The sequence below is a fragment of the Kitasatospora acidiphila genome, assembly GCF_006636205.1.
In the GTDB taxonomy this organism is placed as follows: Bacteria; Actinomycetota; Actinomycetes; order Streptomycetales; family Streptomycetaceae; genus Kitasatospora; species Kitasatospora acidiphila.
Map to the genome: position 1 here is coordinate 2,840,549 of NZ_VIGB01000003.1, position 21,989 is coordinate 2,862,537.

Below are 21,989 nucleotides of genomic sequence, written 5' to 3' on the forward strand. Positions count from 1 at the left end.
CCGAAGGAGCGAGTCCGCGGCAGCGGCGTTGACGATCTAGAAAACCTACGACCTCAGACGTTGAAGCCAAGCGCCCTCAGCTGCTCGCGGCCGTCGTCGGTGATCTTGTCCGGGCCCCACGGGGGCATCCAGACCCAGTTGATCCGGAGGTCCTTGACCAGGCCGTCGGTGGCGCTCTTGGCCTGGTCCTCGATGACGTCGGTGAGGGGGCAGGCGGCGGAGGTGAGGGTCATGTCGACGGTGGCGGTGTCGTCCTCGTCGATGTGGATGCCGTAGATCAGGCCGAGGTTGACCACGTCGATGCCGAGCTCGGGGTCGACCACGTCCATCAGGGCCTCGGTGAGGTCCTCGACGGAGACGGTGCCGGCGGTGGTGCCGACGATGGCGACCGGGCCCTCCGGGGTCTCGGGGGTGTCACTCATGGGGTGGGAATCCTTCTGGTCGGGTGGGGTCAGGAGGGGTGGGCGGCCAGCGCCTTGGCGGTGGCGTCCTTCCAGGCCATCCAGCTGAGCAGGGCGCACTTGACGCGGGCCGGGAACTTGGAGACGCCGGCGAACGCGATGGCGTCCTCCAGCAGCTCCTCGTCGCCTTCGAGCTGGCCCTTGCTCTGCATCAGCTCCAGGAAGGCCTCCTGGATCTGCTGGGCCTCGCCGACCGGCTTGCCGACCAGCAGGTCGTTGAGCACCGAGGCGCTGGCCTGGCTGATCGAGCAGCCTTGCGACTCGTAGGAGACGTCCGCGACCACGGCGCCGTCCAGCCGCACCCGCAGGGTGATCTCGTCACCGCAGGTCGGGTTGACGTGGTGGACCTCGGCGTCACCGTCCCGCAGCCCCTTGCCGTGGGGGTTGCGGTAGTGGTCCAGGATGATCTCCTGGTACATCGAGTCGAGCTTCATCTCACCAGTCCCTGTCCTCAGCCGAAGAAGTTGCGGACGTGGTGCAGCCCGTCGATCAGGGCGTCCACCTCGCCCGGCGTCGAGTACAGATAGAAAGACGCCCTGGTGGTCGCAGGAATTCCGTACCGCAGGCAGACCGGCCGCGCGCAGTGGTGGCCGACCCGGACCGCGATGCCCTGCTCGTCCAGCACCTGGCCCACGTCGTGCGGGTGGATGTCGCCCAGCACGAAGGAGATCGCGGCGCCGCGGTCCACGGCCGTGTTCGGGCCGATGATCCGCAGGTCCGGCACCTCCTGGAGCCGGTTGACCGCGTACTCGGTGATCGCGTGCTCATGAGCGGCGATCTTGGCCATGCCGATGTTGGAGAGGTAGTCGATCGCGGCACCCAGGCCGACGGCCTGCGCGATCGGCGGGGTGCCGGCCTCGAACTTGTGCGGGGCCGGGGCGTAGGTGGACGAGCCCATGGTGACGGTCTCGATCATCTCGCCGCCGCCCAGGAACGGGGGCAGGTCCTCCAGCAGCTCCTGGCGGCCCCAGAGCACGCCGATGCCGGTGGGGGCGAGCATCTTGTGGCCGGTGAAGGCGACGAAGTCGGCCTCCAGCGCCTGCACGTCCAGCACCATGTGCGGGGCGGCCTGGGAGGCGTCGATCACCACCAGGGCGCCGACGTCCTGGGCCCGGCGGACGATCGTCTCGACCGGGTTGACGGTGCCGAGCAGGTTGGAGACCAGGGTGAACGAGACCACCTTGGTCTTCTCGGTGATCAGCTCGTCGATGTTCGACAGGTCGAGCCGGCCCTCGTCGGTCAGCCCGAACCACTTCAGCTTCGCGCCGGTGCGCTGCGAGAGCAGCTGCCACGGCACGATGTTGGAGTGGTGCTCCATCTCGGTGATGACGATCTCCGAGTCGGCGTCCACCCGGTACGGCTCATCGGCCCAACCGAGCATGTTGGCAACCAGGTTGAGCGACTCCGAGGCGTTCTTGGTGAAGATCACCTCGTCCCGGCTGGGGGCGTTGACGAACGCCGCCACCTTGTCCCGGGCCCCCTCGTAGAGCGCGGTGGCCTCCTCGGCGAGCACGTGCACGCCGCGGTGCACATTGGCGTTGTGCTGCTCGTAGTAGGCCGACAGCGCGTCCAGGACCTGCCGGGGCTTCTGCGAGGTCGCCGCGTTGTCGAGGTAGACCAGGGGCTTGTCGTCGTGGATCAGCCGCTGCAGGACCGGGAAGTCCTTGCGGATCGCGTCGGTGTCCAGGAGCCCCGGCAGAGTCAGGTTCGTCACGCTGAAGCGCCACCCTTCACGTAGGCCTCGTAGCCCTCGTTCTCCAGCTTGTCGGCCAGCTCCGGGCCGCCGGACTCGACGATCCGGCCGCCCGCGAAGACGTGCACGAAGTCAGGCTGGATGTACCGCAGGATGCGGGTGTAGTGGGTGACCAGCAGGGTGCCGACCTCACCGGTGGCGCGGACCCGGTTGATGCCCTCGGAGACGATCCGCAGCGCGTCGACGTCCAGACCGGAGTCGGTCTCGTCGAGGATCGCGATCTTCGGCTTCAGCAGCTCCAGCTGCAGGATCTCGTGGCGCTTCTTCTCACCGCCGGAGAAGCCCTCGTTGACGTTGCGCTCGGCGAAGGCCGGGTCCATCTGGAGCCCCGCCATGGTCTCCTTGACCTCCTTCACCCAGGTGCGCAGCTTGGGGGCCTCGCCGCGGACCGCGGTGGCCGCGGTGCGCAGGAAGTTGGAGACCGACACGCCCGGCACCTCGACCGGGTACTGCATCGCCAGGAAGACGCCGGCACGGGCCCGCTCGTCCACCGACATGGCCAGCACGTCCTCGCCGTCCAGCAGCACCTGGCCGCTGGTGACGGTGTACTTGGGGTGGCCGGCCAGCGAGTAGGCCAGGGTGGACTTGCCGGAGCCGTTGGGGCCCATGATGGCGTGGGTCTCGCCCTGCTTCACGGTCAGGTCGACGCCACGCAGGATCTCACGCGGGCCACTCTCGGCCTCGACGGAGACGTGCAGGTCGCGGATTTCAAGGGTTGCCATGGTGCTCAGGACTCCTGGGTGACGGAGACGAGCACGTCGTCCCCTTCGATCTTTACGGGGTAAACGGGAACCGGCTTGGTGGCGGGCAGTCCGGAGGGCTTGCCGGTGCGCAGGTCGAAGCTGGAGCCGTGCAGCCAGCACTCGATCCGGCAGTCCTCGACCTCCCCTCGGAGAGCGACACATTGGCGTGCGAGCAGATGTCGTTGATCGCGAACACCTCGCCGTCGGTGTGCACGACGGAGACCGGCACCCCGTCGACCTCGACCCGCTTGGGGGTGTCCTCGGCCAGCTCGCTCAGCGCGGCGACACGGACGAAGCTCACGCGACACCCGCCAGCTCGGACTCGATCTTCTCCATCAGCTGGTCGTGGATCTCGGCCACGCCGATCTGCTGGACCAGCTCGGCGAAGAAGCCGCGCACCACCAGGCGGCGGGCCTCCTCCTCCGGGATGCCGCGGGCCTGCAGGTAGAACAGCTGCTCGTCGTCGAACCGGCCGGTCGCCGAGGCGTGCCCGGCACCGACGATCTCGCCGGTCTCGATCTCCAGGTTGGGGATCGAGTCGACCCGGGCGCCGTCGGTGAGCACCAGGTTGCGGTTGTGCTCGTAGGTGTCGGTGCCCTCGGCGGCGGCGCGGATCAGCACGTCGCCGACCCAGACCGCGTGCGCGTCCTGGCCCTGCAGCGCGCCCTTGTAGACCACGTTGGACCGGCAGTGCGGGGTGTCGTGGTCGATCTGCAGCCGGTGCTCCAGGTGCTGGCCGGCGTCGGCGAAGTAGAGGCCGTAGAGCTCGGCCTCGCCGCCGGTGGCGGCGTAGGTGACCCGCGGGTGGATCCGGACCAGGTCGCCGCCGAAGGTGACCACCACGGACTTCAGCGAGGCGTCCCGGCCGATCAGCGCGGTCTGCTGGGCGGCGTGCACCGCGTCGCGGTCCCAGTCCTGCACGGAGACGAAGGTGAGCTTCGCCCCGTCGCCGACCAGCAGCTCGACGTTGGCCGCCCGGGTGCCGGTGCCGGTGTGGTTCAGCACCACGACGGCCTCGGCGAACGGCTTGACGTCGATCACCACGTGGGCGAAGCGGACGCCGCCCTCGCCGTGCACGTCGATCTTCACCGGCTCGGTGAGCACCGCGTCCTGGGGGACGGTCACCACCAGCGCCTCCTCGAAGGCGCTGTAGGCCTGGGCGGCGACCCGGTCAACGGGCTTGCCGGCCTTGCCGATCCGGGCGTCGTCGCGGCCGACGGTCTCGGCGGTGACGCCGTCCGGCAGGCCCAACTCGACCTTGTCGTTGCCCTTTTCGGCGCCAACGGCAGTGCCGTCGTGCAGACCCGCCAGGCGGTGCAGCGGGGTGAACCGCCAGTCCTCCTCGCGGCCGGTGGGCACCGGGAAGTCGGTCACGTCATAGGACGGCTTGACCGCGACGCGGGCGTCGATCGGCTGCCGCACCTCGGCGCGGCCGGTGCCGGGACCGGCCAGCTGCGCACCGGCGCCGGCGGTCCCGACCTCGATCGACCCGGCGGTGGTGGAGCCGGAAGTGTTCTGCTCAGCCATAGCTGTTCGTGGTGCTCACTTTCTCAATTCGAGGCAGTCTCAAAGTTCGGATGGGCGACGGTTGCTGACGATGCGTCAGCCGACCGAACCCTCCATCTGCAGCTCGATCAGCCGGTTGAGCTCCAGCGCGTACTCCATCGGCAGCTCACGCGCGATCGGCTCGACGAAGCCGCGGACGATCATCGCCATCGCCTCGAACTCGGTCATCCCGCGGCTCATCAGGTAGAAGAGCTGGTCCTCGCTGACCTTGGAGACGGTCGCCTCGTGGCCCATCGACACGTCGTCCTCGCGGACGTCCACGTACGGGTAGGTGTCGGAGCGGGAGATGGTGTCGACCAGCAGCGCGTCGCAGAGCACGTTGGACTTGGCGCCCTTGGAGCCCTCGCCGATCTCGATCAGACCGCGGTAGGAGGTCCGGCCGCCGCCGCGCGCCACCGACTTGGAGACGATGTTGGACGAGGTGTTGGGCGCCAGGTGCACCATCTTGGCGCCGGCGTCCTGGTGCTGGCCCTCACCGGCGAAGGCGATCGACAGGGTCTCGCCCTTGGCGTGCTCGCCCATCAGGTAGACGGCCGGGTACTTCATGGTGACCTTGGAGCCGATGTTGCCGTCGACCCACTCCATGGTCGCGCCCTCGTACGCCACGGCGCGCTTGGTGACCAGGTTGTAGACGTTGTTCGACCAGTTCTGGATGGTCGTGTAGCGGCAGCGGCCGCCCTTCTTGACGATGATCTCGACCACGGCGCTGTGCAGCGAGTCCGAGGAGTAGATCGGCGCGGTGCAGCCCTCGACGTAGTGCACGTAGGCGTCTTCGTCGACGATGATCAGGGTCCGCTCGAACTGGCCCATGTTCTCGGTGTTGATCCGGAAGTAGGCCTGCAGCGGGATGTCGACGTGCACGCCCTTCGGCACGTAGATGAACGAACCGCCGGACCAGACGGCCGTGTTCAGCGAGGCGAACTTGTTGTCGCCGGGCGGGATCACGGTGCCGAAGTACTCGTGGAACAGCTCCGGGTGCTCGCGCAGCGCCGTGTCGGTGTCCAGGAAGATGACGCCCTGCTCCTCCAGGTCCTCGCGGATCTGGTGGTAGACCACCTCGGACTCGTACTGCGCGGCGACACCGGCGACCAGGCGCTGCTTCTCCGCCTCCGGGATGCCGAGCTTGTCGTAGGTCGCCTTGATGTCGGCCGGCAGGTCCTCCCAGGACTCCGCCTGCTTCTCGGTCGAGCGCACGAAGTACTTGATGTTGTCGAAGTCGATGCCCGAGAGGTCGGAACCCCAGGTCGGCATCGGCTTCTTGCCGAAGAGCTTCAGACCCTTGAGGCGCAGGTTGAGCATCCACTCCGACTCGGACTTCTTCGCCGAGATGTCGCGGACGACCTCCTCGCTCAGGCCGCGCTTGGCCACCGAGCCGGCAACGTCGGGGTCCGACCAGCCGTACTCGTAGGTACCCAGACCCTCGAGCTCGGGGTGGGAAACGGTGTCAGTCATGCGGGACTCCTCCGCGCGGACGTAGCGGGTGGTTCGGTGGTCGTACCGGCAGTCGGCGCTGCACCGGTGCCCTGGCGGGGCGACGGTGCGGCACCGGGTGCCGGCACATAGGTGGTGCAGACCCCGTCGCCGTGGGCGATGGTGGCCAGCCGTTGCACATGGGTGCCCAGGAGCTGGGAGAAGACCTCGGTCTCCGCCTCGCAGAGCTGGGGGAACTGCTCGGCGATGTGCGCGACCGGGCAGTGGTGCTGGCAGAGCTGGGCGCCCGCGGGGCCTTGCCGGCCGATCCGCTGGGCACTCGCCGCACCGTGGCAGCGTACCCGTCGGCACTCAGCGCCTCGGCGAGCGCCTCGGTGCGCTGGTCGGCCGCGGCCTGCTGCAGCGCGCTGAGGTACTTCTCGCCCTGCCGGCCGAAGCGGGCCCGGGCGAAGGCGGCGACCGCCTCCTCGCCCGCCTTGCCGCCGCCGACCGCCTCGGCGATCCAGCGCAGCGCGTCGGCGGCGAGCTGGTCGTAGGCCTGGTAGAAGGCGTCCCGGCCGGACTCGGTGAGGGCGAAGACCTTGGCCGGGCGGCCCCGGCCGCGGCTGCCGTAGACCCGCTGCTCGCGGGATTCGACCAGACCGGCCGCCAGTAGGCCGTCCAGGTGACGGCGGACCGCTGCGGCGGTCAGCCCGAGCCGGTTGGCCAGGTCGGCGGCGGAGGACGGGCCGTGGTCCAGGATGGAGCGGGCGACCCGGTCCCGAGTCGCCCGGTGGCCGTCCAGCAGGACTTCCGCCGAGGTCGCGGGCACCGAGCAACCGGGGGCCGACTCGGCCTCCTGCTGCGTCAGGTGCTCACGCGTGTTTTTCACAACACCATTGTTGCGTAATTAGTTCCGACCGAACAAGCGGTGATCGACGCCTCAGCGGTGGGATCCGTCACTCAGGCAAGCCTTACCTCAGCCTGTCTGCAGCCTTCCTGCGGTGTTTCCCGGGCCTGTCCTGCGGTGTTTCCCGGCCCTGTCCTGCGGCGTTTCCCGGGCCTGTCCGCGGTGTTCGCGGCGGACCGTGCCGGAAGGCCCCGCGTCAACGGCTCCTACACTGCCGGGTATGCATCCGAACCCCGCCGTCGAGATCGCCGGCCTGGTCAAGCGGTACGCCGGGAAAACCGCGGTGGACGGCCTGGACCTGCGCATCGACCGCGGCGCCGTGACCGCCGTGCTCGGCCCCAACGGCGCCGGCAAGACCACCACCATCGAGACCTGCGAGGGCTACCGCCGACCGGACGCGGGCACCGTGCGCGTGCTCGGCCTGGACCCGGTCCGGCAGGCCGCCGAACTGCGCCCCCGGATCGGCGTGATGCTGCAGGCCGGCGGCGTGTACGCGGGCGCGCGGGCCGTCGAGATGCTCCGGCACACCGCCAAGCTGCACGCCCACCCGCTGGACGTCGACGCCCTGGTCGAGCGGCTCGGCCTGGACTCCTGCGGCCACACCAGCTACCGCCGGCTCTCCGGCGGCCAGCAGCAGCGCCTGGCCCTGGCGATGGCCGTGGTCGGCCGCCCCGAGCTGGTCTTCCTGGACGAGCCCACCGCCGGCCTGGACCCGCAGGCCCGCCGCGCCACCTGGGAGCTGGTCCGCGACCTGCGCCGCGACGGCGTCACCGTGGTGGTCACCACCCACCACATGGACGAGGCCGAGGAACTCGCCGACCGGGTCGCCATCGTGGACCACGGCAAGGTGATCGCCGAAGGCAGCCCGGCCGAGCTGTGCCGGGGCGGCGCCGAAGACAGCCTGCACTTCGAGGCGCCCGCCGGCCTCGACCTGGGCGGACTGATCAAGGTGCTGCCCGACGGCGCCTCCGCCACCGAGCCGACCCCGGGCCGCTACCGGGTGCAGGCCTCCCCGGTCGACCCGCAGCTGGTCGCCACCGTGACCGGCTGGTGCGCCTCCACCGGGGTGCTGCCGGAGCGGGTGACCGTGCGGCAGCGCACCCTCGAAGAGGTCTTCCTCGAACTGACCGGACGGGAGCTGCGCTCATGAGTACCTATTCGCCTGCCCCGGGCGCGGCGCCGGTCGGCCGGATGCTGCTGGCCCAGACCGCCTTCGAGACCAAGATGCTGCTGCGCAACGGCGAACAGCTGCTGCTCACCGTGGTGATCCCGACCGTGCTGCTGGTGCTGTTCAGCGCCGTGGACGTGGTGTCGGTGACCGGCCCCGGCAAGCGCGTCGACTTCCTGGCCCCAGGCCTGCTGGCGCTCGCGGTGATGTCCACCGCATTCACCGGGCAGGCCATCGCCACCGGCTTCGAGCGCCGCTACGGGGTCCTCAAGCGGCTCGGCGCCAGCCCACTGCCGCGCTGGGCGCTGCTCACCGCCAAGACCGGGTGCGTGCTGGTCACCGAGGCGCTGCAGGTGGCGCTGCTGTCGGTGATCGCGCTGGCCCTGGGGTGGTCGCCGCACGGCAATCCTGTCTCCGTGGTGCTGCTGCTGATCCTGGGCACCGCCGCCTTCTCCGGACTCGGCCTGCTGATGGCCGGCACCCTCAAGGCGGAGGCCACCCTGGCGGCGGCCAACCTGGTCTTCATCCTGCTGCTGCTCGCGGGCGGGGTGATCGTGCCGCTCACCAAGTTCCCGGGTGCCGTGCGCTCGGTGCTGGAACTGCTGCCGATCAGCGCACTCTCGGACGGGCTGCGGTCCGTACTGCAGAACGGCGCGGGGGTGCCCTGGGGCGACCTCGGGCTGCTGGCCGGCTGGGCAGTGGTGGCGCTGGCGGCTGCGGCGCGGTTCTTCCGCTGGGAGTAATCGCTCGACGTTCACGACTGTGGGGCGGGGACCGATCGGTCCCCGCCCCACAGCTGTCCTGCCGTCCTCAGCTCAACGGCTGGTCATGCACGTTCAGTTGTGACGCCCGGCCGCCCGGCGACGGCTCATGAACACCAGACCGCCACCAACCACGACCACGCCCGCGCCGACGCCGGCGATCAGGCCGGCATCGCTACCGCCACCGGTGTAGGCGAGCGACGGCTTGGTGGGCGTGGCGGACGGGGTGGGCACGGCCGCAGCGGGCGTGGTGGCGGCGGGGGTGGTGGGTGCCGGAGTCGTCGGCGCGGGGGTGGTCGACGCCGGGGTTGTTGGCGGCGCGGTGGTGGGCGGCGCAGTGGTGGGCGGCTGCGTAGTCGGCGGCGCGGTGGTGGGCGGCGCAGTGGTGGGCGGCTGCGGGCAAGGCTTGTCCAGCGACACGGTGAAGTCGCCGCTCCACTGGTGGTTCTTCTCGTCCGGGTCGTCCTTGGTGTGGACGTGGAAGGTCACCGTGTCCGTCGGCTTGGCCGCAAACGGTGCCGGGTTGTAGACACCCGAGAAGTAGTGGTGTGTGACGATGTCCTTGCCATTGACCGTCACCGTGACCCAGTTGGCCTCGGCGCCGTCCGGGTAGTAGTGCAGGTTCAGCGTGAACGAGGTGCAGTCCCGCGTGTAGTCCGGGATGTGCGCCGACGCGACGCCCGCGAACGTGACAACGCCGGCCACGGCGAGCGCCCGGCCCCAGCCAGGCGGCCCGAGATCCGCCCCAGTCGTGCCATAACGTGATCCTCCCCAAGTAGGTTGCGCAGCACGGACGTTGAATGATCGTGAGTGACCGGCTACATCTGGTGTCCGGGACTCTACCGCCCTACCCGGTGGCATATCCCCCAAACAGACCGAACGGAACAGAACTGGCGGTTCAGCCCGTTCCATGCCCGGGATCATGCACAGCCGAATGCATTCCCCGGTGATCATTCCTGATCACCGAGAGGGCACAGGATCTATTGACATATCGTCAGGCCTTCCCAGCTGCCGCCCCCGCCTGGCCACAGCAGCAATCCCGCCACCGATACCACCCGCACCAGAGGCCGTCGCCACACCTCAGACTCCGCCCGCACCCACGAGAACATTTACGCACTGTGGTCAACCGGTCTCCTACTCCGAAAGCAAGAGACATGCGAGGTTCCCAGTGGCGCCCCGGCGCAAGATCAGGTATAAGGCGACCTACGATATTGAGCGTGCGTAACCCCTTCTCGCTGCTCGCCGAGCGCTGGCAGCCCTCCCCCGTCATCGTCCGCCGGGCCGCGATGTCAGCCGTCGTGATGGCGGTCGTGATCGTGGTGACCGGTGGCGCCGTGCGGCTGACCGGGTCCGGGCTCGGCTGCCACACCTGGCCCACCTGCAACGGTGAGAGCATCACGCCGACGCCCGCCAACGGGCTGCACGGCAAGATCGAGTTCACCAACCGGATGCTGACCTACGTGCTGTGCGCGGCGGTCGGCTGGTTCATCCTGGCGGCCCGGTGCTCGCGGCCGTGGCGGGACAGCCTGAGCAAGTGGGGCTGGGCGCAGTTCTGGGTGGTGATGAGCAACGCGGTGCTCGGTGGCATCACGGTGCTGGTCGGCCTCAACCCGTACGTGGTGGGCGCGCACATGCTCTCGGCGCTGGCGCTGCTGTGGATCGCGGTGCTGGGCTGGGAGCGCAGCAAGGAGGGCGACGGGCCGGTGCGGCCGCTGGTCGCGGAGCCGCTGCGCAAGCTGAGCTACCTGCTGGTCGGGGTGACATGGGCGCTGGTGGCCGCGGGCACCCTGGTGACCGGTGCCGGGCACCACCCGGGCGACTCCAGCGACGTGCCGCGGATCGCGTGGCTCAGCTACGACCAGCTGACCCAGGTGCACGCGGACTTCGTCTTCCTCACCGTCGGGCTCTCGCTGGCGATGGTGTTCATCCTCGGTGCCGTGAAGGCGCCGGCGCCGGCCAAGGCGCGGGCCCGGGAGCTGTTCCTGGTGCTGCTGGCCCAGGCGGTGATCGGGTACGTGCAGTACTTCACCGACGCACCGGAGATCCTGGTCGGCATCCACATGCTGGGCGCCTCGCTGGTCCTGATCGCCGCCGTGCGGATCCCGCTGGCGCTGCGCACCCGGGGCGAGCTGCCGACGGAACTCCCGGCCCAGGAGGCCGCCTTGGAGACCGCCGCAGCCTGATCGAAGCGCAAGAGCGCCGCACGACGAAGGCCCTGACCCCCACTCCGCACCCGGGGGCCAGGGCCTCGCCGTATCGGCGATCAGGCGATCAACCGCCGAGCTGGATGCCGGCCATCCGCTTCCACTCGTACGGGCCGGTGCGCACCTTGAGGCCGAGCTCGCCCTCGAAGGAGTCGTGCAGGGTGATGCCGGCCAGCTCGGCGGCCCGACGGCCGACGGCGTAGCTGGGGGCCACCTGGTCACCCCAGGAACCGTCCGCGCCGACCACCACGATCCGGGTGGCGGCCTGGCCGACGTACTCCACCACGCCGTCGGCGCTGCCGCCGTGCTGCTTGCTGAAGGCGGTCAGGTGCTTGGCGATGCGCTTCGCGCGACGCTCGGTGCGGGCGTCCGCGGCGGGGGTGAGGGTCTCTGCGCTGCTCATGTCGGCATGCTACCCACGGGTAGAGGTACTGACGACGGTAGGGGCGTGTGCCACGGGCCACAGCGCCTTCCGATGGACCTAGCCTAGCCCCATGACCTTCCACGGCTGGCCCGCCGAGGCCCTCGAGTTCTACGAGGGCCTGGAGGCGGACAACTCCAGGACCTACTGGTCCGCGCACAAGGCGTTCTACGAGGAGGCGGTGTACGGGCCGATGGCCGCGCTGCTGGCGGGGCTGGAGGACGAGTTCGGACCGGGCAAGATCTTCCGCCCGAACCGGGACCTGCGGTTCAGCGCCGACAAGTCGCCGTACAAGACGCACATCGGGGCGGTGCTCGACCAGGGCGGCTATGTGCAGCTGTCGGCCAACGGGCTGGCCGCCGGGCTCGGGATGTACCACCTGGCCGCGGACCAGCTCGACCGCTACCGCAGCGCGGTCGCCGAGGACGTCACAGGCCGGGAGCTGGAGCGGGTGCTCGCGGGGCTGGCGAAGACGCGGATCGAGGTGGTGGGGCTGAACTCTCCCCCAGCCTTCGGCCGGGAGGTGCCCCCATTAGAGCGCACCGCGCGGCTACCCGAAGGACCACCCGCGGATCGAGCTGCTGCGGCACAAGGGCCTGATCGCTTGGCAGGAGTGGCCGGTGGAGCCGTGGCTGGGCACGGCCGAGGCCAAGAAGAAGATCGTCGCCTTCCTGCGCGGCGCCCGCCCCTTGCACGACTGGCTCGGCACCCGAGTGGGGCCGAGCCAGCTGTAGAGCGTGTTTCCAGAAGTCCGTCAGCGCAGGAACGGGTCCACCGCGACCGCGACCATCAGCAGCGTCAGGTAGGTGATGGACCAGTGGAAGAGTCGCATCTCCTTGAGCTTGGCGCCCACCACACCGGCCTTGGCGCGCGCGTACAGCCCGTGCGCCTCCTTCAGCCAGAACGCGCCCAGCACGGCCGCCGCGCTCGGGTAGAGCCAGCTGGTGTGGTCCAGCGGCCAGAGCGCCAGCGAGACCGCCACCATGATCCAGCTGTACGCGACGATCTGCTTGGCCACCGCCAGGTTGCCGGCGGTCACCGGCAGCATCGGCACGCCGGCCTTGGCGTAGTCGTCGCGCACCTTCATCGACAGCGGCCAGTAGTGCGGCGGCGTCCAGAAGAAGATCACCAGGAAGAGCACCACCGGCGCCCAGGACAGCGAGTCGGTGACCGCGGCCCAACCGACCAGCACCGGCATGCAGCCGGCGATCCCGCCCCAGACGATGTTCTGCGCGGTGCGCCGCTTCAGGCCCATGGTGTAGACGAAGACGTAGAACAGCAGCCCGGCCAGCGCCAGCCCGGAGGACAGCCAGTTCACCAGGAAGCCCAGCCAGAGCGTGGAGACCACACCCAGCGTGATGCCGAAGACCAGTGCCTCGCGCGGCGAGACCATCCCGGTGACCAGCGGGCGCCGCTCGGTCCGGCTCATCACCGCGTCGATGTCGCGGTCGTAGTACATGTTGAGCGCGTTGGCGCCGCCGGCCGAGAGGTAGCCGCCGAGGACCACCGCGAGCACTCGCCACAGGTCGGGCACCCCGCGCTGCGCCAGGAACATCACCGGCACGGTGCTCATCAGCAGCAGCTCGATGATCCGCGGCTTGGTCAGTGCGACAAATGCCCCGACACGGGCCCCCAGTGGCCGGTGTGGGGGGGTCGTCCCGAGGACCCCGGCGGGGCGGGATTCGACGGCGGTCACGAACACCCCAACTGAAGATGAATCTTCGCAGACGTCCCCGGGTCGAATGTGCTCGTGAATCCGTTCACGCTGCGCGTACCACGCCACCTTAGACGGTGCATATATGGCGTTCCGCCCGGGGTCTCCTGACGGGGCCCTACCGCACTCCCGTGGGTGAACTGTCCAGTTCGCCGGGGAGCGGGCCCCTCGGAACCGGGTGAAGGTGGTACCGGCGCCACCACCGCACTCCACACAGTACGACCGGGAATCCCAGCTCAAAACTCCCGGTTGTGCCGGTACGGAAGGCGGGCCCCGACGCGGACGGTAGGCTCGGCCCTGAAGCGGGATCAACCCTCCGTGACCGGCAACACCGAACATGCGTCAGGCCCACAGTGTCGTGGCCGCCGACCCGGTCCCTTCACGGGGTCATACCTCAATACGGAAGGAGCCCTGAGAAGGGTGAGCACGACGCCGACGAACGCAATTGACTGGTCCGCTCTGGACGAGCGCACGGTGGACACGGCCCGCGTGCTGGCCATGGACGCGGTGCAGAAAGTCGGGAACGGGCATCCCGGCACCGCGATGGCCCTCGCTCCGGCCGCCTACGTCATCTTCCAGCGCTTCCTGCGCCACGACCCGACCGACCCCAACTGGGTCGGCCGCGACCGCTTCGTGCTGTCGCCGGGCCACACCAGCATGACCCTCTACACCCAGCTCTTCCTCTCCGGCTACGGCCTGGAGCTGGACGACCTGAAGTCGTTCCGGGTGCACGGCAGCCGGACCCCGGGCCACCCGGAGCACGGCCACACCGCGGGTGTCGAGACCACCACCGGCCCGCTCGGCCAGGGCATCGCCAACGCCGTGGGCATGGCGATGGCGGCCCGCTACGAGCGCGGCCTGTTCGACCCGGACGCGGCGGCCGGCACCTCGCCGTTCGACCACACCATCTGGGCCATCGTCTCCGACGGCGACCTGGAGGAGGGCATCTCCGCCGAGGCCTCCTCGCTGGCCGGCCACCAGGCGCTGGGCAACCTGGTCGCGCTCTACGACGACAACCACATCTCGATCGAGGGCGACACCCACACCGCCTTCTCCGAGGACGTGCTGAAGCGCTACGAGGCCTACGGCTGGCACGTGCAGCGGGTCACGCCCAAGGCCAACGGCGACATCGACGTGCAGGCGCTGGCCGCCGCGCTGGCCGCCGCCAAGGCCGAGACCTCGCGCCCGTCCATGATCGCGATGCGCACCATCATCGCCTGGCCGGCGCCGGACGCGCAGAACACCGCCAAGGCGCACGGCTCGGCGCTCGGCGCCGAGGAGATCGCCGCCACCAAGAAGGTGCTGGGCTTCGACCCGGAGCGCACCTTCGAGGTCAGCGACGAGGTGCTCAGCCACGCCCGCCAGGTGATCCAGCGCGGCAAGGCCACCCGCGCCGAGTGGGAGCAGACCTACCTGGAGTGGCGCTCGGCCAACCCGACCCGGGCCGCCGAGTTCGACCGGATCCAGGCCGGCGAGCTGCCGAACGGCTGGAAGAAGGAGATCCCGCACTTCCCGGCCGGCAAGGACGTCGCCACCCGCAAGGCCAGCGGCGACACCCTCAAGGCGCTCGGCGCGCTGATCCCGGAGCTGTGGGGCGGCTCGGCCGACCTCGCCGAGTCCAACCTCACCACCATCGACGAGGGCAGCTCGTTCCTGCCCGATGGCAACCCGCTCAAGGGCGCCGGCCCCTACGGCCGGACGATCCACTTCGGCATCCGCGAGCACGCCATGGGCTCGACCATGAACGGCATCGCGCTGCACGGCAGGACCCGGGTCTACGGCGGCACCTTCCTGGTGTTCTCCGACTACATGCGCCCGGCGGTCCGACTGGCCGCGCTGATGAAGCTGCCCGTCACCTACGTCTGGACGCACGACTCGATCGGCCTCGGCGAGGACGGCCCGACCCACCAGCCGGTGGAGCACCTGGCCGCGCTGCGCGCCATCCCGGGCCTGTCGGTGGTCCGCCCGGCCGACGCCAACGAGACGGCCGTCGCCTGGCGCACCGTGCTGGAGCGCCAGACCACCCACCCCGGCCCGGTCGGCCTGGCGCTGACCCGCCAGGGCGTGCCGACCTGGGACCGCGAGGTCTTCGGCTCCGCCGACGGCACCGCCAAGGGCGGCTACGTGCTGGCCGAGGCCTCGACCGGCGTGCCGCAGGTGATCCTGATCGGCACCGGCTCCGAGGTGCAGCTCGCGGTCAAGGCCCGCGAGACCCTGGAGGCCGAGGGCATCCCGACCCGGGTGGTCTCGATGCCGTCCGTCGAGTGGTTCAACGAGCAGGACCAGGCCTACCGCGACCAGGTGCTGCCCCCGAGCGTCAAGGCCCGGGTGTCGGTCGAGGCCGGCATCGCCCTGGGCTGGCGCGACCTGGTCGGTGACCACGGCCAGATCATCAGCCTGGAGCACTTCGGCGCCTCCGCCGACTACAAGGTTCTGTACCAGGAGTTCGGCATCACCGCCGAGGCAGTGGCGCACGCGGCGCACAAGTCGCTGCGTTCGCTCGAAGCCGTCAACCGCTGACCCGGCCGCCTCGGCTGCACGATACGAAGAGGGCCCGCCCTCCTTCAGGAATTGGGAACATCATGACTGACGCACTGAAGCGCCTCAGCGACGAAGGCGTGTCGATCTGGCTGGACGACCTCAGCCGGAGCCGGCTCAACAGCGGCAACCTGGCCGAGCTCGTGCAGAGCAAGCACGTGGTCGGCGTGACCACCAACCCGACCATCTTCCAGAAGGCGATCGCCGGCAGCGGCGACACCTCCTACGACAGCCAGCTGCGCGACCTGGCCGTCCGCAAGGTCACCACGGACGAGGCGATCCGCATGATCACCACCTCGGACGTGCGGGACGCGGCCGACGTGCTGCGCCCGGTCTACGACGCCAGCAACGGCCGCGACGGCCGGGTCTCCATCGAGGTCGACCCGCGGCTGGCCCACCAGACCGCGCCGACCGTGGCCGAGGCCAAGCAGCTGTGGTGGCTGGTGGACCGTCCCAACGTGTTCATCAAGATCCCCGCCACCAAGGCCGGCCTGCCCGCGATCACCGAGGTGATCGGCCGCGGGATCAGCGTCAACGTGACCCTGATCTTCTCGCTGGACCGCTACAAGGCCGTGATCGACGCCTTCCTGACCGGTCTGGAGCAGGCCAAGGGCAAGGGCATCGACCTCTCCTCGATCGAGTCGGTCGCCTCGTTCTTCGTCTCCCGCGTCGACACCGAGATCGACAAGCGGCTGGACGGGATCGGCACCGACGAGGCCAAGGCGCTGCGCTCCAAGGCCGCGCTGGCCAACGCCCGCCTCGCCTACCAGGCCTACGAGGAGGTCTTCGGCTCGGTGGACGGCAAGAAGCCGGCCTCGGAGCGCTGGAAGGCCCTGGAGGCCGCCGGCGCCAAGCCGCAGCGCCCGCTCTGGGCCTCCACCGGCGTCAAGGACCCGGCGCTGCCGGACACCCTGTACGTCACCGAGCTGGTCGCCCCCGGCACCGTCAACACCATGCCCGAGGCCACCCTGGACGCCACCGGCGACCACGGCCAGGTCACCGGTGACACCATCACCGGCGGCTACGCCGAGGCCAAGGCCGTGCTGGACGCGCTGGCCAAGGTCGGCGTGGACTACGACGACGTGGTCCAGGTCCTGGAGGACGAGGGCGTGCAGAAGTTCGACGCCTCCTGGCAGGAGCTGCTCGACACCGTGACGGCCTCGCTGGCCGGCTTCGCCGACGGCAAGTGACACCTACTCGCACCGAAAGCTGAGGGCGGAGCCCACCAGTGAGCAATGCACAGGAATTTCCTGACCTTGAGGGGGCCGAGGTGACGCAGGGCGACAACGTTGCGCGACCGGTGAACCCGCTTCGGGATCCGGCCGACCGCCGGCTGCCGCGGATCGCCGGACCGTCCGGTCTGGTCATCTTCGGTGTCACCGGGGACCTGTCCCGGAAGAAGCTGATGCCGGCGATCTACGACCTGGCCAACCGCGGCCTGCTGCCGCCGGGCTTCTCACTGGTGGGCTTCGCCCGCCGCGAGTGGGAGGACGAGGACTTCGCGCGCGAGGTGCACGACGCGGTCAAGGACCACGCCCGCACCCCCTTCCGCGAGGAGGTCTGGCAGCAGCTCGCCAAGGGAATGCGGTTCATCCAGGGCGACTTCGACGACGACGAGGCCTTCGACAACCTGCGCCGCACCATCGAGGACCTCGACAAGGCGCAGGGCACCGGCGGCAACTTCGCGTTCTACCTGTCGGTCCCGCCGCGCTTCTTCCCCAACGTGGTCCAGCAGTTGAAGAAGCACGGGCTGGCCGACCCTCCGGCCGGCTCCTGGCGCCGCGCGGTGATCGAGAAGCCGTTCGGCCACGACCTGGAGAGCGCCCAGGAGTTGAACCGGATCGTCCACGAGGTCTTCCCCCGTGACGAGGTCTTCCGGATCGACCACTACCTGGGCAAGGAGACCGTCCAGAACATCCTGGCGCTGCGGTTCGCCAACTCGATGTTCGAGCCGATCTGGAACCGGTCGTACGTCGACCACGTGCAGATCACCATGGCCGAGGACATCGGCATCGGCGGCCGGGCCGGCTACTACGACGGCATCGGCTCGGCCCGTGACGTCATCCAGAACCACCTGCTCCAGCTGATGGCCCTGACCGCCATCGAGGAGCCGGCCTCGTTCCACCCCAAGGCCCTGGTGGCGGAGAAGCTCAAGGTGCTCAGCGCCGTGCAGCTGCCCAAGGACCTCGGCGAGCACACCGTGCGCGGCCAGTACGCGACCGGTTGGCAGGGTGGCGAGGAGGTGGTCGGCTACCTGGACGAGGACGGCATCAACCCGGAGTCCAAGACCGACACCTACGCGGCGATCAAGCTGGAGATCAACAACCGGCGCTGGGCCGGGGTGCCGTTCTACCTGCGCACCGGCAAGCGGCTGGGCCGCCGGGTCACCGAGATCGCGGTCGTCTTCCAGCGCGCCCCGTACCTGCCGTTCGACTCCTACGCCACCGAGGAGCTGGGGCAGAACGCCCTGGTGATCCGGGTGCAGCCGGACGAGGGCGTCACGGTGCGGTTCGGCTCCAAGGTGCCGGGCACCTCGTTCGAGGTCCGGGACGTGACGATGGACTTCGCCTACGGCGAGTCCTTCACCGAGTCCAGCCCGGAGGCCTACGAGCGGCTCATCCTCGATGTGCTGCTCGGTGACGCCAACCTCTTCCCCGCCACCAGGAGGTCGAGCTGTCCTGGCAGATCCTCGACCCGATCGAGAAGTACTGGGAAGAGCACGGCAAGCCCGCGCAGTACCCGGCCGGCACCTGGGGGCCGGTCGAGGCGGACGAAATGCTCGCACGAGACGGCAGGAGCTGGCGCCGGCCATGAGGATCGACCTGACGGACACCACGTCCAGCAAGATCAACAGTGCCCTGATGGACGCCCGCCGGGCCAGCGGTTCCACCGCGGCCGGCATGGTGCTCACCATGGTCATCGTGGTGGACGAGGGCAGCGCCTACGACGCCCTCAAGTGCGCCAACGACGCCTCCCGCGAGCACCCCTCGCGGATCCTCGCGGTGATCAAGCGGGCCGGCCGTTCGCCGCGGGCCCGCGCCGGGGCCCGGCTGGACGCCGAGATCCTGGTGGGTTCGGACGCCGGCTCGGGCGAGACGGTGGTGCTGCGACTGCACGGCGAGCTGACCTCGCACGCGCAGTCGGTGGTGCTGCCGCTGCTGCTGCCGGACGCCCCGGTGGTGGTCTGGTGGCCGGAGAACGCGCCGCTGAACCCCGCGCAGGACCCGCTGGGTGCGCTCGCCCAGCGCCGGATCACCGACGCGGTCACCGCCGAGTCGCCGGTCGGCCAGCTGGCGGTGCGCGCCGACAGCTACACCCCGGGCGACACCGACCTCGCCTGGACCAGGATCACCGGCTGGCGCTCGATGCTGGCCGCCGCCCTGGACCAGAAGCCGGTCCGGATCTCCGGCGCGGTGGTCGAGGGCGAGTCCTACAACCCCAGCGTCGAGCTGCTCGGCCTCTGGCTGCACGACCGGCTGCGGGTGCCGGTGCAGCGGATCGTCACCGACGGTCCGGGCATCACCGCGGTGCGCCTGCGCACCAAGGACGGCGACATCGTGCTGGACCGGCCGGACGGGCTGATGGGCACCCTGTCCATCCCCGGCTCGCCCGACCGGATGGTGGCGCTGAAGCGGCGCGACACCGCCGAGCTGATCGCCGAGGAGCTGCGCCGACTGGACGAGGACGCCATCTACGCGGCGGCCGTGCGGACCAGCGTGGACAAGCTCGCCGACGAGGAGGCGGGGGTCGAGGCCGCCGTGGCCAAGCCGGTCGCCGAGGTGGTCGACCAGGCTGCCGAGGAGGCGGCCGCGGACATCGCCGAGGCCACCGAGCCGGCGAAGCCGGCGGCCAAGAAGTCCGCCGCCAAGAAGCGGACCGGCGCATGACCGGGGTGCCGCAGCTGGTGGTGCACCGCGACAAGGAGCTGATGGCCCAGGCGGCCGCCGCGCGACTGATCACCAGGATCGTCGACGCGCAGGCCGCCCGGGGCACCGCCTCCGTGGTGCTCACCGGCGGGCGCAACGGCAATGCGCTGCTGGCCGCGATCGCCGAGTCCCCCGCCCGGGACGCGGTGGACTGGTCGCGGCTGGACCTGTGGTGGGGCGACGAGCGCTTCGTGCCCGCCGCCGACCCGGAGCGCAACGCCGTGCAGGCCGGCGATGAACTGCTGGCCAAGGTCCCGCTGGACCCGGCGCGGGTGCACTTCATGCCCGCCTCGGACGGCGTGGCCGGCGCCGATGTGGAGGCCGCCGCCGAGCGGTACGCCGAGGAGCTGGCGGCCGCCGCCGGCCCCGAGGACCACGCCGGGGTGCCCGCCTTCGACGTGCTGCTGCTCGGCGTCGGCCCGGACACCCATGTCGCCTCGCTCTTCCCCGAGCACCCGGCCGTGCGGGAGACCGCGCGCACCGTGGTCGGGGTGCGCGGGGCGCCCAAGCCGCCGCCGACCCGGATCTCGCTCACCCTGCCGGCCATCCGGGCGGCCCGCGAGGTCTGGCTGCTGGCGGCCGGCGAGGACAAGGCGGACGCGGTGGCGATGGCGCTGACCAGCCCGGGCGAGCTGCAGGCCCCGGCCTCCGGGGCGTACGGCACGGTCCGCACGCTCTGGCTGCTGGACAGGGCGGCGGCCGCCAAGCTGCCGCCGGCGCTCTACCCTCCGGCCTCGGCCTGACAGCACAACAGGAGAGGGGCGGTGCGCACCAGCGCACCGCCCCTCGAACGTCTGTGACTACCGCTCAGATCTCGCCACGCAGCTTGGCCAGCGCCTCGGCCAGGATCGCCTCGCCGTCCGCGTCCGTGCGACGCTCCCGGACGTAGGCCAGGTGCGTCTTGTACGGCTCGTTGCGCGAGGGCGCCGGCGGGTTGTGCTCGTCCTGCCCGGCCGGGAACCCGCAGCGCGGGCAGTCCCAGGTGTCCGGGATGACGGCCTCGGCGGCGAAGCTGGGGCGCGTCTCGTGCTTGTTGGCGCACCAGAAGGAGATCCGGTTGCGGGGAGCGGACTCGCCGCGCTCCGCCTCACCCATCGGGCCGGCCCCGACCCTGCTGCCTCGAATGGCGTTGCCACTTGCCACGATCTGACTCCCTGCATGCCCTTGACTGCCTGGAGGCGCCCAGGCACTGCCGACCGACCGCCCGCTGCGGACGGTGACAAGTTGTCCTAGTGTACGGAGCGGATAAGGATCTGTCCGCACCGCCTTCGGAACTGAGTCCGGATCAGCTCTTGACCTTGATCAGCAGACCCAGTACGACGATGCAGGCGAACCAAGCAAGGCCGATGATGATCGTGATGCGGTCGAGGTTCCGCTCGGCCACCGCCGAACCGCCACCCGTCGAGAGCGCGCCGCCGCCGAACATGTCGGACAGGCCGCCGCCCTTCCCCTTGTGCAGCAGCACCAGGACGACCAGCAGCGCGCTGAAGACGATCAGGGCAATCGAGAACCCGAGAACCACGGCGGGACCAACTCTCTCGTTCAAGGCTCATTCGGCTGAGACCAACCAGGGCCGGACCCCATGGGAAAGGAGGTCCGGCCCAAAGACTACGTTGCTGCGAGGGCGTTAGCCTACCGCCTGCTCGCGGTAACGCACGATCTTGACGAACTCGCCCGTGTCCAGCGAGGCGCCGCCGATCAGACCGCCGTCGATGTCGGGCTTGGCCATCAGCCCGGCCACGTTGCCGGCCTTCATCGAGCCGCCGTACAGCACCCGGACCTTTTCGGCCAGTTCGGCGTCGTACAGCTCGGCCAGCCGGACCCGGATCGCGGCGCAGACCTCCTGCGCGTCCTCGGGGGTGGCCACCTCGCCGGTGCCGATCGCCCAGACCGGCTCGTAGGCCACCACGATGGTCTCGGCCTGCGCGGCCGGCACCTCCGCCAGGCCGCCGTCCAGCTGCGCCAGGGTGTACTCGACGTGGGTGCCGGCCTTGCGGATCTCCAGCGGCTCGCCGATGCAGAGGATCGGGGTGATCCCGTTGCGGTAGGCGGCCTTGACCTTGGCGTTGACCAGCTCGTCGGTCTCGCCGTGGTACTCCCGGCGCTCCGAGTGGCCGATCACCGCGTAGCTGCACTTCAGCTTGGCCAGCATCGGGCCGGAGACCTCGCCGGTGTAGGCCCCGCCGTCGTGCGCCGAGATGTCCTGCGAGCCGTACTTGATCTTCAGCTTGTCGCCGTCCACCAGAGTCTGCACCGAGCGCAGATCGGTGAACGGGGTCAGCACCGCGACCTCGACGGCGGCGTAGTCCTTGTCGGCCAGCGCGAAGGCCAGCTTCTGGGTGTGCTGGATGGCCTCGAGGTGGTTGAGGTTCATCTTCCAGTTGCCCGCCATCAGCGGGAGACGCTCAGTCATG

20 protein-coding genes and 4 pseudogenes are annotated in these 21,989 nt (G+C 70.1%); 10 read left to right on the plus strand and 14 right to left on the minus strand.

Annotated features, from left to right (window positions below):
- Positions 1-53 precede the first annotated feature (53 nt).
- From E6W39_RS13565 to E6W39_RS13600, 8 genes and pseudogenes are all read right to left on the minus strand, one after another.
- Entirely contained in the window at positions 54-422 is a 369-nt protein-coding gene (locus E6W39_RS13565; protein WP_228718138.1) for a metal-sulfur cluster assembly factor, read from the minus strand.
- Between the two features lie 29 nt (positions 423-451).
- Entirely contained in the window at positions 452-895 is a 444-nt protein-coding gene (sufU, locus tag E6W39_RS13570; protein WP_141633774.1) for a Fe-S cluster assembly sulfur transfer protein SufU, read from the minus strand.
- Positions 896-912: 17 nt separating this feature from the next.
- Positions 913-2,166: a cysteine desulfurase gene (locus tag E6W39_RS13575; RefSeq protein ID WP_141637721.1), complete on the minus strand. Its 1,254-nt coding sequence runs from the start codon at positions 2,164-2,166 to the stop codon at positions 913-915.
- A 5-nt stretch (positions 2,167-2,171) separates the two neighbouring features.
- Positions 2,172-2,936, minus strand: coding sequence for a Fe-S cluster assembly ATPase SufC (gene sufC, locus E6W39_RS13580; protein ID WP_141633775.1), 765 nt, complete (start codon positions 2,934-2,936; stop codon positions 2,172-2,174).
- A gap of 5 nt (positions 2,937-2,941) precedes the next feature.
- Positions 2,942-3,258 (minus strand): annotated as a pseudogene (locus E6W39_RS13585) (non-heme iron oxygenase ferredoxin subunit).
- A complete protein-coding gene (gene sufD / locus E6W39_RS13590) occupies positions 3,255-4,484 on the minus strand; it encodes a Fe-S cluster assembly protein SufD (protein ID WP_141633776.1) in 1,230 nt (409 codons plus the stop codon). Before sufD ends, E6W39_RS13585 begins: the two are co-directional and overlap by 4 nt.
- A 75-nt stretch (positions 4,485-4,559) precedes the next feature.
- Positions 4,560-5,975 carry a Fe-S cluster assembly protein SufB gene (gene sufB, locus E6W39_RS13595; protein ID WP_141633777.1) on the minus strand — a complete coding sequence of 472 codons (1,416 nt, stop codon included), beginning with the start codon at positions 5,973-5,975 and terminating at the stop codon, positions 4,560-4,562.
- Positions 5,972-6,765: pseudogene (locus E6W39_RS13600) on the minus strand (helix-turn-helix transcriptional regulator). The gene sufB and the pseudogene E6W39_RS13600 overlap by 4 nt, the downstream one beginning before the upstream one ends.
- A 298-nt stretch (positions 6,766-7,063) precedes the next feature.
- On the opposite strand from E6W39_RS13600, the gene E6W39_RS13605 reads away from it, so the two are divergent.
- Together E6W39_RS13605 and E6W39_RS13610 are read left to right on the plus strand one after the other, a co-directional pair.
- On the plus strand, positions 7,064-7,993 hold the full coding sequence (locus tag E6W39_RS13605) for an ABC transporter ATP-binding protein (RefSeq protein WP_141633778.1): 930 nt from the start codon (positions 7,064-7,066) through the stop codon (positions 7,991-7,993).
- Positions 7,990-8,754 carry an ABC transporter permease gene (locus tag E6W39_RS13610; protein ID WP_141633779.1) on the plus strand — a complete coding sequence of 255 codons (765 nt, stop codon included), beginning with the start codon at positions 7,990-7,992 and terminating at the stop codon, positions 8,752-8,754. Before E6W39_RS13605 ends, E6W39_RS13610 begins: the two co-directional genes overlap by 4 nt.
- A 93-nt stretch (positions 8,755-8,847) precedes the next feature.
- On the opposite strand, the gene E6W39_RS13615 is transcribed toward E6W39_RS13610, so the two are convergent.
- A complete protein-coding gene (locus E6W39_RS13615; RefSeq protein WP_141633780.1) occupies positions 8,848-9,477 on the minus strand; it encodes a hypothetical protein in 630 nt (209 codons plus the stop codon).
- A gap of 449 nt (positions 9,478-9,926) precedes the next feature.
- Between E6W39_RS13615 and E6W39_RS13620 the strand changes: the two genes are divergently transcribed.
- A complete protein-coding gene (locus E6W39_RS13620; RefSeq protein ID WP_141633781.1) occupies positions 9,927-10,955 on the plus strand; it encodes a COX15/CtaA family protein in 1,029 nt (342 codons plus the stop codon).
- An 88-nt stretch (positions 10,956-11,043) separates the two neighbouring features.
- Here the strand turns inward: E6W39_RS13620 and E6W39_RS13625 are convergent, their stop codons facing one another.
- Positions 11,044-11,379 (minus strand): hypothetical protein, encoded by a 336-nt coding sequence (locus tag E6W39_RS13625; RefSeq protein WP_141633782.1) that lies wholly within the window; start codon positions 11,377-11,379, stop codon positions 11,044-11,046.
- Positions 11,380-11,470: 91 nt separating this feature from the next.
- Here E6W39_RS13625 and E6W39_RS44140 point away from each other — a divergent pair.
- Positions 11,471-11,809 (plus strand): annotated as a pseudogene (locus E6W39_RS44140) (DUF2461 family protein); the annotation flags it as partial.
- A gap of 187 nt (positions 11,810-11,996) precedes the next feature.
- Complete coding sequence (locus E6W39_RS42955) at positions 11,997-12,131, plus strand: hypothetical protein (RefSeq protein ID WP_267286752.1); 135 nt, start codon at positions 11,997-11,999, stop codon at positions 12,129-12,131.
- A gap of 20 nt (positions 12,132-12,151) precedes the next feature.
- Here the strand turns inward: E6W39_RS42955 and E6W39_RS13635 are convergent, their stop codons facing one another.
- A complete protein-coding gene (locus tag E6W39_RS13635; protein ID WP_141633783.1) occupies positions 12,152-13,093 on the minus strand; it encodes a heme o synthase in 942 nt (313 codons plus the stop codon).
- A gap of 438 nt (positions 13,094-13,531) precedes the next feature.
- Here E6W39_RS13635 and tkt point away from each other — a divergent pair, with 438 nt between their 5' ends.
- From tkt to pgl, 5 genes and pseudogenes are all read left to right on the plus strand, one after another.
- Positions 13,532-15,631, plus strand: a complete 2,100-nt coding sequence (gene tkt / locus E6W39_RS13640; protein WP_141633784.1) for a transketolase — start codon at positions 13,532-13,534, stop codon at positions 15,629-15,631.
- A 62-nt stretch (positions 15,632-15,693) separates the two neighbouring features.
- Positions 15,694-16,839 (plus strand): transaldolase, encoded by a 1,146-nt coding sequence (tal, locus tag E6W39_RS13645; protein ID WP_101382631.1) that lies wholly within the window; start codon positions 15,694-15,696, stop codon positions 16,837-16,839.
- Between the two features lie 110 nt (positions 16,840-16,949).
- Positions 16,950-18,463: pseudogene (zwf, locus tag E6W39_RS13650) on the plus strand (glucose-6-phosphate dehydrogenase).
- Positions 18,460-19,536: a glucose-6-phosphate dehydrogenase assembly protein OpcA gene (gene opcA / locus E6W39_RS13655; RefSeq protein WP_141633785.1), complete on the plus strand. Its 1,077-nt coding sequence runs from the start codon at positions 18,460-18,462 to the stop codon at positions 19,534-19,536. The pseudogene zwf and the gene opcA overlap by 4 nt, the downstream one beginning before the upstream one ends.
- The gene (pgl, locus tag E6W39_RS13660) at positions 19,533-20,318 is read left to right on the plus strand and encodes a 6-phosphogluconolactonase (RefSeq protein WP_141633786.1); all 786 of its coding nucleotides are present in this window, start codon (positions 19,533-19,535) and stop codon (positions 20,316-20,318) included. The genes opcA and pgl overlap by 4 nt, the downstream gene beginning before the upstream one ends.
- A gap of 64 nt (positions 20,319-20,382) precedes the next feature.
- On the opposite strand, the gene E6W39_RS13665 is transcribed toward pgl, so the two are convergent.
- From E6W39_RS13665 to tpiA, 3 genes are all read right to left on the minus strand, one after another.
- Positions 20,383-20,718, minus strand: a complete 336-nt coding sequence (locus tag E6W39_RS13665; protein WP_035841977.1) for an RNA polymerase-binding protein RbpA — start codon at positions 20,716-20,718, stop codon at positions 20,383-20,385.
- Between the two features lie 142 nt (positions 20,719-20,860).
- On the minus strand, positions 20,861-21,097 hold the full coding sequence (secG, locus tag E6W39_RS13670) for a preprotein translocase subunit SecG (RefSeq protein WP_101382628.1): 237 nt from the start codon (positions 21,095-21,097) through the stop codon (positions 20,861-20,863).
- A 105-nt stretch (positions 21,098-21,202) separates the two neighbouring features.
- The gene (gene tpiA, locus E6W39_RS41540; protein ID WP_141633787.1) at positions 21,203-21,988 is read right to left on the minus strand and encodes a triose-phosphate isomerase; all 786 of its coding nucleotides are present in this window, start codon (positions 21,986-21,988) and stop codon (positions 21,203-21,205) included.
- Between the last annotated feature and the right edge of the window lies 1 nt (position 21,989).

What these genes read in the sequence shown, in the direction of transcription:
- E6W39_RS13565 (WP_228718138.1), bottom strand. Translation starts at nt 422, where the DNA reads ATGAGTGACACCCCCGAGACCCCGGAGGGCCCGGTCGCCATCGTCGGC.
- sufU (WP_141633774.1), bottom strand. Translation starts at nt 895, where the DNA reads ATGAAGCTCGACTCGATGTACCAGGAGATCATCCTGGACCACTACCGC.
- sufC (WP_141633775.1), bottom strand. Translation starts at nt 2,936, where the DNA reads ATGGCAACCCTTGAAATCCGCGACCTGCACGTCTCCGTCGAGGCCGAG.
- sufD (WP_141633776.1), bottom strand. Translation starts at nt 4,484, where the DNA reads ATGGCTGAGCAGAACACTTCCGGCTCCACCACCGCCGGGTCGATCGAG.
- sufB (WP_141633777.1), bottom strand. Translation starts at nt 5,975, where the DNA reads ATGACTGACACCGTTTCCCACCCCGAGCTCGAGGGTCTGGGTACCTAC.
- E6W39_RS13605 (WP_141633778.1), top strand. Translation starts at nt 7,064, where the DNA reads ATGCATCCGAACCCCGCCGTCGAGATCGCCGGCCTGGTCAAGCGGTAC.
- E6W39_RS13610 (WP_141633779.1), top strand. Translation starts at nt 7,990, where the DNA reads ATGAGTACCTATTCGCCTGCCCCGGGCGCGGCGCCGGTCGGCCGGATG.
- E6W39_RS13620 (WP_141633781.1), top strand. Translation starts at nt 9,927, where the DNA reads ATGCGAGGTTCCCAGTGGCGCCCCGGCGCAAGATCAGGTATAAGGCGA.
- E6W39_RS13625 (WP_141633782.1), bottom strand. Translation starts at nt 11,379, where the DNA reads ATGAGCAGCGCAGAGACCCTCACCCCCGCCGCGGACGCCCGCACCGAG.
- tal (WP_101382631.1), top strand. Translation starts at nt 15,694, where the DNA reads ATGACTGACGCACTGAAGCGCCTCAGCGACGAAGGCGTGTCGATCTGG.
- opcA (WP_141633785.1), top strand. Translation starts at nt 18,460, where the DNA reads ATGAGGATCGACCTGACGGACACCACGTCCAGCAAGATCAACAGTGCC.
- pgl (WP_141633786.1), top strand. Translation starts at nt 19,533, where the DNA reads ATGACCGGGGTGCCGCAGCTGGTGGTGCACCGCGACAAGGAGCTGATG.
- tpiA (WP_141633787.1), bottom strand. Translation starts at nt 21,988, where the DNA reads ATGACTGAGCGTCTCCCGCTGATGGCGGGCAACTGGAAGATGAACCTC.